At 60.3% G+C, this 13,173-nt stretch carries 14 protein-coding genes; 8 read left to right on the top strand and 6 right to left on the bottom strand.

Annotation, left to right across the window (positions count from 1 at the left end; genetic code table 11):
- The first annotated feature begins 4 nt into the window (after positions 1-4).
- The 3 genes from FHT77_RS03435 (at position 5) to FHT77_RS03425 (ending at position 3,223) form a co-directional block, all read left to right on the top strand.
- Positions 5-997: an MBL fold metallo-hydrolase gene (locus FHT77_RS03435; protein WP_183752528.1), complete on the top strand. Its 993-nt coding sequence runs from the start codon at positions 5-7 to the stop codon at positions 995-997.
- Between the two features lie 178 nt (positions 998-1,175).
- Positions 1,176-2,660: an IMP dehydrogenase gene (gene guaB / locus FHT77_RS03430; protein ID WP_113364426.1), complete on the top strand. Its 1,485-nt coding sequence runs from the start codon at positions 1,176-1,178 to the stop codon at positions 2,658-2,660.
- Between the two features lie 2 nt (positions 2,661-2,662).
- Positions 2,663-3,223, top strand: a complete 561-nt coding sequence (locus FHT77_RS03425; RefSeq protein ID WP_183752526.1) for a hypothetical protein — start codon at positions 2,663-2,665, stop codon at positions 3,221-3,223.
- Between the two features lie 2 nt (positions 3,224-3,225).
- Here the strand turns inward: FHT77_RS03425 and FHT77_RS03420 are convergent, their stop codons facing one another.
- Complete coding sequence (locus tag FHT77_RS03420) at positions 3,226-4,143, bottom strand: LysR family transcriptional regulator (protein ID WP_183752524.1); 918 nt, start codon at positions 4,141-4,143, stop codon at positions 3,226-3,228.
- Between the two features lie 95 nt (positions 4,144-4,238).
- On the opposite strand from FHT77_RS03420, the gene FHT77_RS03415 reads away from it, so the two are divergent.
- From FHT77_RS03415 to FHT77_RS03405, 3 genes are all read left to right on the top strand, one after another.
- Positions 4,239-4,994: an SDR family oxidoreductase gene (locus FHT77_RS03415; protein ID WP_183752522.1), complete on the top strand. Its 756-nt coding sequence runs from the start codon at positions 4,239-4,241 to the stop codon at positions 4,992-4,994.
- Positions 4,995-5,095: 101 nt separating this feature from the next.
- Positions 5,096-5,518 carry an MAPEG family protein gene (locus tag FHT77_RS03410; protein WP_183752519.1) on the top strand — a complete coding sequence of 141 codons (423 nt, stop codon included), beginning with the start codon at positions 5,096-5,098 and terminating at the stop codon, positions 5,516-5,518.
- Between the two features lie 106 nt (positions 5,519-5,624).
- Entirely contained in the window at positions 5,625-6,500 is an 876-nt protein-coding gene (locus tag FHT77_RS03405) for a dienelactone hydrolase family protein (protein WP_183752517.1), read from the top strand.
- Here the strand turns inward: FHT77_RS03405 and FHT77_RS03400 are convergent, their stop codons facing one another.
- A complete protein-coding gene (locus FHT77_RS03400; protein WP_183752515.1) occupies positions 6,501-7,406 on the bottom strand; it encodes a hydrogen peroxide-inducible genes activator in 906 nt (301 codons plus the stop codon). It lies immediately after the preceding gene.
- A gap of 375 nt (positions 7,407-7,781) precedes the next feature.
- Here FHT77_RS03400 and FHT77_RS03395 point away from each other — a divergent pair, with 375 nt between their 5' ends.
- A complete protein-coding gene (locus FHT77_RS03395) occupies positions 7,782-8,414 on the top strand; it encodes a TetR family transcriptional regulator (protein WP_246719637.1) in 633 nt (210 codons plus the stop codon).
- 3 nt (positions 8,415-8,417) lie between these two features.
- Here the strand turns inward: FHT77_RS03395 and FHT77_RS03390 are convergent, their stop codons facing one another.
- Positions 8,418-9,374, bottom strand: coding sequence for a LysR substrate-binding domain-containing protein (locus FHT77_RS03390; RefSeq protein ID WP_016552862.1), 957 nt, complete (start codon positions 9,372-9,374; stop codon positions 8,418-8,420).
- A 201-nt stretch (positions 9,375-9,575) separates the two neighbouring features.
- Between FHT77_RS03390 and FHT77_RS03385 the strand changes: the two genes are divergently transcribed.
- A complete protein-coding gene (locus FHT77_RS03385; RefSeq protein ID WP_114711580.1) occupies positions 9,576-9,875 on the top strand; it encodes a DUF1127 domain-containing protein in 300 nt (99 codons plus the stop codon).
- 86 nt (positions 9,876-9,961) lie between these two features.
- Here FHT77_RS03385 and FHT77_RS03380 read toward each other — a convergent pair whose 3' ends face one another.
- The 3 genes from FHT77_RS03380 to FHT77_RS03370 all read right to left on the bottom strand — a co-directional run bounded on the left by FHT77_RS03380 (position 9,962) and on the right by FHT77_RS03370 (position 13,169).
- On the bottom strand, positions 9,962-10,822 hold the full coding sequence (locus FHT77_RS03380) for a DUF937 domain-containing protein (protein WP_183752511.1): 861 nt from the start codon (positions 10,820-10,822) through the stop codon (positions 9,962-9,964).
- Positions 10,823-10,908: 86 nt separating this feature from the next.
- Positions 10,909-12,282 carry a glutamate--cysteine ligase gene (locus tag FHT77_RS03375; protein WP_183752509.1) on the bottom strand — a complete coding sequence of 458 codons (1,374 nt, stop codon included), beginning with the start codon at positions 12,280-12,282 and terminating at the stop codon, positions 10,909-10,911.
- A gap of 149 nt (positions 12,283-12,431) precedes the next feature.
- Positions 12,432-13,169 carry a 16S rRNA (uracil(1498)-N(3))-methyltransferase gene (locus tag FHT77_RS03370; RefSeq protein WP_183752507.1) on the bottom strand — a complete coding sequence of 246 codons (738 nt, stop codon included), beginning with the start codon at positions 13,167-13,169 and terminating at the stop codon, positions 12,432-12,434.
- Between the last annotated feature and the right edge of the window lie 4 nt (positions 13,170-13,173).

Genomic DNA, 13,173 nt, shown 5'->3' with positions numbered 1-13,173 from the left:
GGATATGGCAGTACCGTCGGGGATGAAACGGCGCACCTTATTTGCAGCGGGCATCGGCCTGCTGGCGGCGCCGATGATTTTGACAGAGACGGCCGCAAGGGCCGCAAGCGGAGACAAGACCAAGATGGATGCGACGACGCAGCCCCAGTTCAATCAATTCAAGCTCGGCTCCTATAAGTTTACCGTCTTTAAGGACGGCGCCAATATTGGTGAAAAGCCCTACGAGACATTCGGGACCAATCAGAAACCGGAAACTGTCCAGGAACTGCTCGCGAAGAATTTCCTGCCGACCGAGAAGTTCGTCAATTCCTATGCGCCGACGTTGATCGATACCGGCTCGGACGTCATCCTTGTTGATACCGGCTTTGGCGAAGGCGGCCGTGCGCGAGGCAATGGCCAGCTTCGCGATGGCCTGAAGGCGGCTGGCTATTCGCCCGACGACATCACTGTGGTCGCGCTCACCCACCTGCATGGCGACCATATCGGCGGGCTGATGGAAGGCGGCGCTCCGGCCTTCAAGAATGCGCGCTACGTCATCGGCCAGATCGAATACGACTTCTGGACGGACAAGGCCCGCGAAGGTACCCCGGCCGAAGGCGGTCACAAGGCGGTTCTCGCCAACGTGGTGCCCCTTGCTGAGAAGGCGACGTTCATAGGCGATGGCGGGACCATTGCTGGCGGCATTACCGCGATGCTGGCACCGGGGCACACGCAGGGTCACATGGTTTTCCACGTCGAATCCGAGGGCAAGCGCCTGGTGGCAACAGGCGATACCGCCAACCACTATATCCTGTCGCTGCAGAAGCCCGACTGGGAGGTCCGTTTCGATATGGACAAGGCCCAGGCAGCCGCAACGCGTCGCAAGGTGTTCGGCATGATCGCCGCCGAGAAGATCGCCTTTGTCGGCTACCACATGCCGTTCCCGTCGGTCGGCTTCGTCGAGACCTACGAGGACGGCTATCGCTTCGTTCCGAAGACCTACCAGTTCGACCTGTGACCTCGCTGCATGGCAGCCATACCGGGCCCGGCGGACACGCCGGGCTTTTTGCTATTCCCTTCCTGTCATAGACGTGTTACCAGCCCTCGCCAACTTCCAAAGCAACCCTTGCACACCGCCGGTGCGGACTATTCGTTCCGGGAGGCGTTGCATTTTTCTTAATTGAAGGAAATTGGCCATGGCTCGCATCATAGAAACGCCAACCGGTTTGGACGCACTCACCTTCGATGATGTGCTCCTGCAGCCCGGTCATTCCGAGGTTCTGCCCGGTCAGACGAGCGTCGCAACCCGCATCGCGACCGACTTCGAGCTGAACATTCCGATCATCTCTTCAGCCATGGACACCGTCACGGAAAGCCGTCTCGCGATTGCCATGGCGCAGGCCGGCGGCCTGGGGGTCATCCACAAGAACCTGACGCCGGCCGAGCAGGCCGAGCAGGTCCGCCAGGTCAAGAAGTTCGAAAGCGGCATGGTCGTCAACCCGGTGACGATCGGCCCCGACGCGACGCTCGCCGACGCGCTCGCCTTGATGAAGATCCACAGCATCTCCGGCATTCCCGTCGTCGAAAAGACCGGCCGTCTCGTCGGCATCCTGACGAACCGCGACGTCCGCTTCGCATCGGATCCGAAGCAGAAGATTTACGAACTGATGACGCGCGAGAACCTCGTTACCGTCAAGGAAAGCGTCGACCAGCAGGAAGCAAAGCGCCTGCTGCACGCACATCGCATCGAGAAGCTGCTGGTGGTCGACGGCGAAGGCCGTTGCGTCGGTCTCATCACCGTCAAGGATATCGAAAAGTCGCAGCTCAACCCGAATGCATCGAAGGATGCGCAGGGCCGCCTGCGGGCCGCCGCCGCCGTCGGCGTCGGTGACGATGGTTTCGATCGCGCCGAGCGCCTGATCGAAGCAGGAGTCGACCTTCTCGTTGTCGATACCGCGCATGGCCATTCGCAGGGCGTTCTGAATGCCGTGGCGCGCGTGAAGAAACTCTCCAACTCCGTGCGGGTCATGGCCGGCAACGTCGCCACATCTGATGGTACCAAGGCGTTGATCGATGCCGGTGCGGATGCCGTCAAGGTCGGTATTGGCCCGGGCTCGATCTGCACCACGCGCATCGTTGCCGGTGTCGGCGTCCCGCAGCTCGCCGCCATCATGTCGGCCGTCGAGGCAGCACGGGCGCAGGATGTCCCTGTCATCGCCGACGGCGGCATCAAGTTCTCCGGCGACGTCGCCAAGGCGATCGCGTCAGGCGCCTCCGCCGTCATGATCGGCTCGCTGCTCGCCGGCACCGATGAAAGCCCGGGCGAAGTCTATCTCTACCAGGGTCGTTCTTTCAAAGCCTATCGCGGCATGGGCTCCGTCGGCGCCATGGCGCGTGGCTCGGCAGACCGTTACTTCCAGGCGGAAGTGCGTGACACGCTGAAGCTCGTGCCCGAAGGCATCGAGGGCCAGGTTCCCTACAAGGGTCCGGTATCCGGCGTCCTGCACCAGCTCGCAGGCGGCCTCAAGGCGGCGATGGGCTATGTCGGTGGCAAGGACATCAAGGACTTCCAGGAGCGCGCGACCTTCGTGCGCATCTCGGGTGCTGGCCTTCGCGAAAGCCATCCTCACGATGTGACGATCACCCGCGAGAGCCCCAACTATCCGAGCGCCGGCGGCTGAAAATGAACGCGGGCAGCCGTATTCCGCTCTGGATTATCGCGCTGCTCGCGGCCATCTGCCTCGGTGTGCTTGCGTGGACGACATTCGGCTTTGTCGTCCCCTTCAAGCACGAGACCGGGCAAGCGGTTCTCGATATCTATTTCGCCGGCTATGACGAGTTGACCGTCGGTCGCATGCAGCGGCTCCTCGGCGAGAACGATGTTGCCAATAGTCTGCTGCGGGCCATGTATGCCGGCCCCGAGCTGATCTTTCCGGCACTTCTGACCGCACTCCTCCTGCTGGTCTTGATGAAGTTGAGGCCGGGCGGATCCTATTTTGCGCGTCCGATCAGTCCTGCCCTCATCAAGCTCATCTATGTGCTGCCCTTTGTTTACGGTCTTGCAGACTATGGCGAGAACATCGCCAGCTTGATTGCCTTTGGCGGCAGTGCCTGGGCAGACCGGGCCGCTGAGTTATTGCCATGGATGACACGGCTGAAATTCGCGAGCCTCGCCATCTGCCTGATCATCATCGCCCGTTTTGCTATCGTTCGAGCCATGCACCGCGGCGACGGCGAACGGTAGCCTTATCGCGGCCACCTCCACGGCGGATTGGTAAGGCGGGCTGTCATGAACTCCGCCAATACCTCGACCTTTGCCGGTCTTGCGCGCGCAGATGGCGTGACAAAATAGAGTGCACCGCTCGGCAGGCTCCAATCAGTCAGGATCGCCTTCAAACGCCCGTCAGCCAGGTATTCGCTGGCCATGAACTCCGGCAGTTCGCAGATGCCGAGGCCGCGCAGCGCCATTGGGATCAATGCCTCCGAGTTGGTCGCCCGGAGCGGACCGGTTGGCGTGACGAATTCCTCGTCGCCAGCCTTGTTCGTCAGGCGCCAAATGTCCTGTCGGGGGCGATAGGCATAGCCGAGGCAGTGGTGAGCGGCCAGCTCGCGTGGATGCTGCGGGCATCCGTATTTCTCGATATAGGCGGGCGACGCCAGAATGAACGGGGCAACCGGCGCGAGCCGCCGGGCGATCAGCGATGAGTCGGGCAGGACCGCGATGCGCAGCGCTGCATCAAAGCCTTCCGCCACAAGATCGACGCTCGCATCGCTCATGTGAAGGTCGATTGTGATTTCCGGGTAAAGCTCGAAGAAGTCAGGCAGGATCGGCGCAATCCAGTGGACACCGAACGTCATCGGCGCCGCCAGCCGGATCAGGCCGCGCGGACGGCTCGACAATTCGAGCGCCGCGTTCTCGATTTCCTCGGCATCCGTATAGATCCGCGACGCCCGTTCGGCGAGACGGAGGCCGAACTCGGTTAGCGATAGCTGGCGCGATGTGCGATTGAACAGCCGGGCGCCCAGCCTCTCTTCCAGGCGTGCGACGCCGCGCGAAACGGTTGCCACCGAGATGCCGAGTGTCTTCGCGGCGCGGGCGAACGACCGTTCCTCCGCCACTTTGGCAAACATTGCGAGACCTTCGAAATCCGGCAGCTTCATCATTTCAGTTCTGCAACAATGGATTTCAGTCCTTTCTATTCCGAAATGATCGCCTCGTCCATATCTCCTGCTCAGTCGAACAAAAGGAGACGACTGATATGACACAGAGACTGAACGGGAAGATTGCGGTCATCACAGGCGCGACATCGGGGATCGGCCTCGCCACCGCCAAACGTTTCGCTGCCGAAGGCGCGCGCCTCTTCATCACTGGACGCCGGGTGGATGTGCTCGAAGCGGCTGTCGCCGAGATCGGCGGCAACGTCACCGGCATCCAGGCCGATTCCGCCAAGCAGGCCGATCTCGACCGCCTCTTCAATCGCGTTAAGGACGAGGCCGGTCGCGTCGACGTTCTCTTCGTCAATGCAGGCGGCGGCTCATTCGCGCCGATTGGCCAGATCACCGAAGAGCAGTTCGACGACACATTCAATCGCAATGTGAAGGGCGTGCTCTTCACGGTGCAAACGGCGCTGCCGCTGCTCGGCAACGGCTCGTCGGTCATTCTGACCGGCTCGACCGCTGGTGCGACCGGCACGCCGGCCTTTAGCGTCTACGCTGCCTCCAAGGCGGCAATCCGCAACTTCGCACGCAACTGGATCCTTGACCTGAAGGATCGCGGCATCCGCATCAACACCCTGAGCCCCGGCCCGACCGAAACCACCGGCCTGGTCGAACTCGCCGGCAAGGACAAGGCACAGCAGCAGGGTCTTCTCGACTATCTCGGCTCGCAAGTTCCGATGGGTCGCGTTGGCCGCGCCGAAGAAATCGCCGCCGCCGCTCTGTTCCTCGCCTCGGATGAATCGAGCTTCGTCACCGGCGCAGAACTCTTCGCCGATGGTGGCATAGCTCAGGTCTGATGCCAGCCTCGCCCGTCGCAGAATTGCGGCGGGCATTTGCGGCGTTCGCGGTTTTCCTCTACAGCACGGAAATAAAACGGAAAACTGCAAGGGAAGACAGCATGACCGGGTACGAGATGTTTTGGCCCATTATCGCCCACGTAGCCCTGGTCTATTTGCTCTACATGCTGCTCGGTTATCGCCGCCGTCAGCTGGTTCAGGCAGGCAAGGTCCGCCGTTCGAACTATCGCGAAAACCGCGATGAACCGCCGGAAGGCCTCGTCGTCAAGAATTGCTTGGCCAACCAATTCGAATTGCCAGTGCTGTTCTATGCCTGCTGTGTCCTTCTCTACATCACCGAAGCCGACAATCTGGTCGCGGTCGTCCTTGCCTGGACCTTCGTTGTGCTCCGCTATCTGCACGCCTTCGTGCACGTCACCAGCAATGACCTCCGTTACCGCAGTCCGCTTTTCGGGGCTGCCTACGTGGTGCTCGGCGCTATGTGGGTGTGGCTGGCCATCTGGATGGTCTTTCCCAATGGCTGATCGGCTGAACCGCTTGAAGTAACGCAGTTTTGTTCCTGCGTTACTGGTCCATGACCTATCTTCCCCGACAGGTGAAATCCAACAGGTAGGGAACGGGAGATCTCACATGGACAAGCCGGAAATCACGCAGGCGATGATCAATGCCTACGACGAATATACGCATCTGACACTCGACCGCCGCAACTTCATGGACAAGCTGACGAAACTGGCCGGTTCCGCCGGTGCAGCGGCCGTCATCGCGCCGATGCTCGCTGCCAACAAGGCGAGCGCGGAGATGATCTCGGCCGATGACAAAAGGCTGGTGGCCAAGGACGTCACCTATCCCGGCGGCACTGGCGAAATGAAAGGCTACCTCGTCGAACCCAAGGATGCCTCCGGAAAGCTCGGCGCCGTGATTGTCATCCACGAGAACCGCGGCCTGAACCCGCACATCCGCGACGTTGCGCGCCGCATGGCGCTGGAGGGTTTCATCGCCCTGGCCCCGGACTTCCTTTCCCCTCAGGGCGGTACGCCTGAAAACGAGGACAAGGCCCGCGAGATGTTCGGTAAGCTCGATCGGCCCGCGACGGTGGCGAACGCAGAGGCGACACTTACCTATTTGACCAAGCTTGACAATTCCAACGGCAAGGTCGGCGTGATCGGCTTTTGCTGGGGTGGCGGCCTGGTCAACGACTTCGCCACCAAATCACCGGAACTCAAGGCGGGCGTGGCTTATTACGGCGCCCAGCCGCAGGCCGCCGATGTACCAAACATCAAGGCGGCGCTGATGCTGCATTATGCTGGCCTCGACGACCGCATCAACGCCGGCATCGACGCCTACAAAAAGGCATTGCAGGAAAACGGCAAGGACTTCCAGATCTTCGTCTACGACGGCGTCAACCACGCCTTCAACAACGATACGTCGTCGGCGCGATACGACAAGAAGGCCGCCGACCTTGCCTGGACGAGGACGGTCGAATTTCTGAAGAAGAACCTCGGCTGATCAGGCGGCCAGCTCGCGCGGGGTAGGGGCGACAGCAACGATCGCTTCTGCCAGCGCCTCCATCTCCTTGCCCCGATGGTTGCTGCGCCGCCAGGCAAGGCCGATTTCGCGCGACGGCTGTGGATCGGTGAAGGGAACGATACGGATCGAATTGCGGCTGGTCTCGGTCGGAATGGCCATTTCGGGGATAAGTGTCATCCCCATGTCGTGCGAGACCATCTGCAAGAGCGTCGCCATCGACGTCGCGCCGAAATTGACCAGGCTGCGCTTGCCGGCGCTACAGACGGCAAGGGCCTGGTCGCGCAGGCAATGGCCCTCCTCGAGCAGCAGCAGGCGATCGACATTTACTTCATGCTCGGTCAGCGGTGATGTCAGCACAGCCTCGCCGTTATCCGCCACCGCCATGAAGAAGCGGTCGGTGAAGAGTGGCCGCGTCTGGATGCCTTCGATATCGAGCGGCAATGCCGCGATGACGGCGTCGAGCTTTCCGGTCAAAAGGTCCGCCATCAATCGATCTGTGACCGCTTCCCGCAACTCGACCTCAACGCTTGGATAGGTCTTACGCAAATGCGGAACGAACTGCGGAACGAGGTAGGGGGCGACCGTTGGAATGATCCCGATGCGGATCAGTCCTTCAAGCGTGCCGCCGCCCTTTCGCGCGGTCTGCTCGAGCAGGTCGACCTGATGCAGAATGGCGCGGACGTAGTGCAGCACTTCCTCGCCCTTCGGCGTCAGGATCGTGCTCTGCCGGGTTCGCTCGACAAGCTTGGCGCCGAGATATTCTTCCATCTCCATGATCTGCGTCGACAGGGCGGGCTGGCTGATGTGGACCATTTCGGCCGCCCTACCGAAATGGCGTGTCGTTGCCAGTGCATCGAAATAGCGCATCTGTCGCAGGGTCAGCATGATAAGTTCTTTCAATCGAATGTCTCAGTAAATACGATTGGAAGTTATCGAAGGTCAATGAATTTACGACAGGGGCCGCTGGGTAGTCGGCATTGTAGCAGCCGATGGCGGGATGGGTGCCGCGGCGCCGGCTGCTGCGAATCGGTAGTGCCCAAACAAGCGGCACGAGCGCGCATCGACCGACCGCGATTGCGTTCGCTTGCGGTCGAAATTCGACCAAATCCGGGTGTATCACCCCGATTTTGCTATGCTTTTCTGGATCCGTACAATCCAATCTATCTCGTTTACGAGTCGTGAAGACCTGCATGTCATATCGGCAAAAAGGCGCCGGCATGAATGTCCTCCGTCGCTCCACATAGAACAAATGGGAACGACATGAAGGTCGGAAGTTTGGATCGTATTGGCCTCCGCCGGAAGCCAAAGCAGGAACGCAGTATTCAAAGGCTCGACCTGATCTTGTCGGCCGCAGCAGCAATTATTGCCGAAAAGGGCGTAAGCGCCATGCGAATGACGGAACTGGCCGTCGCCGCCAAGGTGCCGATCGGCTCCGTCTATCAGTATTTTCCGGAGAAGGCCGCGATCGTCAAAGCGCTCTTCGACCGCCATGCTTCTGCAATTCAGGCCCGTATCGCCGAGGCTTTTTCGTCAGTGCACTCTGTCGACCATGCGCTTGAGGTGCTCGCGGCGACCATCGACTGGCACTACGAAGACTATCGTAACGATGCCGCCTATCTCGGTATCTGGATGGGCACCGAGACTGACCACGATCTGTTGCGCCTCAACATCGAGCACAGCAAGCGGATTGCCGACATTTTTCAGGATGCCGTCCGCCGCGTCGCCCCCGAACTGTGTGCAGCCGATATGCAGGCCAGGACCTACCTCTTCAGCCATTTGCTCGGCGCCTCGATCCGCCTTGCGGTCGTCAGCGAGGACTCGCTCGCCAGACGCATTCTCGACGAGTGGAAGCGCGTGATCCGCACGGCCTTCCTCTCGCCGGTTGCTGCGTGACGCCTACCAGCTCGGAACGACGTTGGCGACCTTGAGGCGGGGCTGGACCCGCCCATAGGCGTTCTTCACATCAGGCTCCAGATTGTCGTCGACGACAGCGGGCGTGATGTTGTCAAGGCAAGCGGTGATATGGGCGGTGATCGCGTTCATGAGCGACAGGGAGACGCCCGGCCGTTTCATGATGCCGATCTGGACCGGGGGGAGGGCAGGGAAGCCATCCGCCTGGCTCAGCACCTTCATCCCCGTGCGCAGCGCCGATTCTGGCATGACGGAAACGGCCATGCCAGCGAGGACCGCGGCTGCAACGACCGTGCACGACCAGCTGGTGAACAGAATTTGATGTTCGCGGCCGACAGCATCGAGTGCTGAGCAGGCAAGCTGACGCCACTGGCAGTCGCGACGCCCGACGGCAAGCGGCACCGGCGCATCGTCACGGATAGGATGGTTCGCCGAGCCGACCCAGCAGAGGGGTTCGGTTCGCACGACGTCCGACATGCGCTCGCGCGGATTATGCGTCACCAGCGCGATATCGAGTTCGCCGCGATGCATGCGCTCGGCGAGGTCCACCGAAGGCTCGCAGACGATATAGAGTTCGACGTTCGGATGCGTCTTGGCGAAGCGGCCAATGATCTCCGGCATGTAGCGGTCGGCATAGTCATCGGGCGTGCCGATGCGCAGCGTACCCTCGAGACGGTTGTCGTCGAAGGCGGCGATCGCCTCGTTGTTGAGGCGGATCATGCGTCGAGCATAGTTCAAGAGCTTTTCGCCCTCGGCGGTCAGGCGGTTGCCGCGGCCGTCCTTGATGAAGAGCTGCTTGCCGATGCGCTCTTCAAGCCGTCGCATCTGCATGGAAACGGCCGATTGCGTCTTGTAGACCCTGTCGGCAGCCTTGGTGAAGCTGCCGGAATCCACGATTGCGATGAAAGTCTGCAACTGATCGATATCAAGAGGCGCTGACATGATCTCACCCATAAAGTTCTCTGATGGTAATCATTAGAAACATTCGTTGGACTGATCAATAGGTGTTTGGCATCTTCGGGATGCAAATCAAGCAAAGTGAAGGACAGACATCCTGCCTGTCCGAATCGATTTCAACCGATGCCTTCCCGCTCGACCTCGCGGGAGGGGTGGGTTGTTGCGCGCCTATGAAAGGATCGTCCCATGCGCACGACAGACCGGATACTCGAACTCGACTGCAGCCCGACCTCGCTGACGTTTGCTCAGCGCGTCGCACATGGCTTTGCAACGCTGTCATCCGTACTGCGCGTGTTCCGCAATCGTATGGAGATCAACCGGCTGCACGAGCTCGATGACAATCAATTGAAGGATATCGGCCTTTCAAGGACCGATCTCACTTCCGCGTTCCTGGCGTCCACCTTCTTTGAAGATCCGTCGGAACACCTGACCCGCTCCGCGAGCGTTCGCGGACGTAAGTCGCTCTTCCGGTCCCGAAAGGATTAAGGCCGGCCCAGTTTTTCCCCGCAGGGTGATAGCCAATAGCCCTGCCTCTTGCCCGGTGCCGGCCTCCCAGCCGTCTCCGGGTTTTTTTATGCCTTGGGGGGAGTGGGGGGCGCCTTGGGCATATAGGTCTCGAAGATCGCTTCCATGCTTTTCTGGTAGTTCTTCTGGACCTCGAGTCCGCTATCGAACATGTTGTTCAGCATGTCCATGTAGTTTTCGGTTTCAGCCTTTGCCTGCTCCTTCGGTGCTTCGGCTGGTTTCGGTTCGACCGGCTTTCCGAGCGAGCTCATCATTTCCTGAAACGCCTTTGCAAAAGGATTGTCGAAAAACGGGTTGGTGACGGCCTTTTGCGCCTCTGGCTTCTGCATGCCGAACATCAGCTGCATCGCCTGCGTGAAAGGGTTGTCGAAGATGCTGGGCTCGGGTGCCAGCGCCTGCTTCGGCGCAAAGCCAGTGCTTTCAAGCCATTTCTGAATGCTCTCACCCATCGCCGTGTTGACGAACGGATTGACTGGCGCCGTCATCTGTCCCATCGACTGCTTGAAGAGGCCCCCCATCAGCGTATCGGCCATGACAGGCAGCATCTGCTTGTAGATCTCCTGTCCGATGCCGGTCATCTGGGCCGCCTGCGCCGCGACGGCCCGCGAGACTTCCTTGGAGCCGAACAGCTGCGCGAGGATGTTGTTGCCGTCCGAGATCCCTTGCGGCGTAAAGGCCTTGCTCATGTCCTCGAAATATTTGGTGTAGTTCCCGGAGGCGACCGCCTGCATCAACCCCATGAAGTCGTAGGGGTTGCTGGTGCTTCGCTTCAAGCCGGCGGAAAATGCCGGCATGAGCGCCGCAATCGCCTTGGCGGTCTGCTCCTGAGCCAGATTGAACTGCTTGGAGACCGCATCCATCGCCGCGCCGTTCTGGGCCTGCATCATCATGTCGAAGAGTGGCAGCATGGTAATCCCCTTCCCGGTTTCGCAACGCGCAATTGCGTCACTATAGCCGGAAAAAGGAATGCGCAAACCCCTTTTTGTAGAAGGGCTTAGTATTGATATTCTTCGAAGACCGGCTCAACCGAATCGTTCCAGCGGCCGTGATAGAGCGCCAGCAGGTCCTCGGCCAACGTCGCCTTCTTGGCCATGACTTCGTCGAGCGGTGCAAGGAAGATGGTTTCGTCCTGGCCTTCCTTGTTGAGCTTGTTGCGCGCCCTTAGACCCGCTTTCGAAACGGCGATCACTTCGCGCGCGGTTTCATAGAGCTCATGCCCGCGGAACTTTGCCTTTAGGCCTTGAGAGGGGACGGCGTCACGCAAGGCGTTGACCTCGTCGAATGTCCAGTCCTTGGTCAGCATATCGGCGTCTTCGAGCGCCGCGTCATCGTAGAGAAGGCCGACCCAGAAGGCCGGCAACCCACAGATGCGCCGCCAAGGCCCGCCATCCGCACCGCGCATCTCGAGGAAGCGCTTCAGGCGCACGTCGGGGAAAAGCGTCGAAAGATGGTTCGTCCAGTCCCCCATGGTCGGCTCCCATGCGGCGACTTCGCCCTTCAGTGCGCCGTTCATGAACTGCCGAAAGGTGACGTGGGTACAGTCGTGATAGTGCCCGTCGCGCACGATGAAATACATCGGAACATCGAGGGCCCATTCGACATAGTCATGGAAGCCGAAATCGTCGCGGAACGTGAAGTCCAACAGACCGGAGCGATTGTTGTCGGTGTCGCGCCAGATGTCGCCACGCCAAGAGAGCAAGCCGTTGAGCTTGCCTTCGGTAAAGGGCGATGAGGCAAAGAGGGCGGTTGCCAGAGACTGCAGCTTCATCGAAACGCGCATCTTCTTGCGCATGTCGGCTTCCGAAGAGAAGTCGAGGTTCACCTGGATCGTGCAGGTGCGATACATCATGTCGAGACCCTTGGATCCGACCTTCGGCATGTAGCGGGTCATGATCTCGTAGCGGGATTTCGGCATGACCGGCGTCTCGGCCAGTGTCCAGTTGGGGCTGCCGCCGATACCGAGAAAGCGGATGCCCATCGGTTCTGCGATCTCGCGCAGCGTGGCCAGGTGAGTATTCGATTCCTTGCAGGTCTCGTGGATCGTTTCCAGCGGCGCGCCGGACAGTTCGAACTGGCCGCCTGGCTCGATCGAGATGGCGCCCATTCCCTTCGGCTCGCCAAGGCCGATGATGTTGTCGCCATCCATGATCGGATCCCAGCCGGATTTTTGCTGCAGTCCTTTCAAGAGCGCCGAAATGCTGGCCTCGCCGAAGTACGGCACGGGGCTGTTGTCGGCACGAAAGAAGGCGAACTTCTCATGCTCGGTGCCGATGCGGAACTTTTCTTCAGGCTTGCTTCCCGCAGCAAGATAATCGGTCAGCTCCTGAACCGAAGAGAGTGGCGTCTGGTCGGTGGTATCGCGAGCCATTCAAGTCTACCTGCAATGGGAGAGCGCCTGGGAAAGCCCGGGCAATTGGAAGGGTGATTAGGACCGCTCCCACGTATGTTGCAAGTGAAATTGTTTCAACGGTCCATCAAAAAAATAGCAGCATATTTCGGCCGCGACCGATCCTAAGGTTAATCCCAGTCGCCAATCGACGCCTGAATGACCGCCATGGCAGCAACCGCCGCCGTGTCTGCCCTTAGGATCCGCGGCCCGAGCGGGATCGCGGTGACGAAATCGAGGCTGCGCAGCCGCGCGCGTTCCTCCTCGGAAAAGCCGCCCTCCGGGCCGACGAGGAGCGCCAGCTTTCGCTCGCTGACTTTGGACAGGAGTGGAAGCGGGTTCTGCCCCGCATCGCCCTCGTCGCAATAGACGATGCGGCGGTCGCTCGGCCATGTATCCAACAAGTCAAACAACCTCACCGGCTCGGCAACATCAGGGACGGCAAGGATACCGCATTGCTCCGCCGCCTCGATGACGTTTGCCCGCAGCTTGTCGAGATTGGTGATCTTACCTTGCACATGCTGGGTCAGCACGGGCCGCAACACGCCGGCGCCCATCTCGACCGCCTTCTGCACCAGATAATCCAACCGGCCGACTTTCAGCGGCGCGAAGAGATAGTGCAGGTCGGAAGGGACCGGTTGTGGTCGCGTCTGCTCCTCGGGGATCATTACAATCCGCTTCCGCGACGTAAAGGTCAGGCGCGCCTTCCACTCGCCGTCGCGACCGTTGAAAACGAGCAACTCGGCCCCTTCGGCCATCCGCAGCACGTTGGCGAGATAGTTGAAGTGATCTGCCGTTGCCTCCACCGTCGCTCCGGCAGCAAGAGGTGCATCCACGAACAGCCGTTGCATCCGGAAATTGGCGCGCATCGAA

It is taken from the genome of Rhizobium sp. BK181 (assembly GCF_014193305.1).
GTDB lineage: Bacteria > Pseudomonadota > Alphaproteobacteria > Rhizobiales > Rhizobiaceae > Rhizobium.
This window is presented reverse-complemented; position numbering and strand designations above follow the sequence as displayed.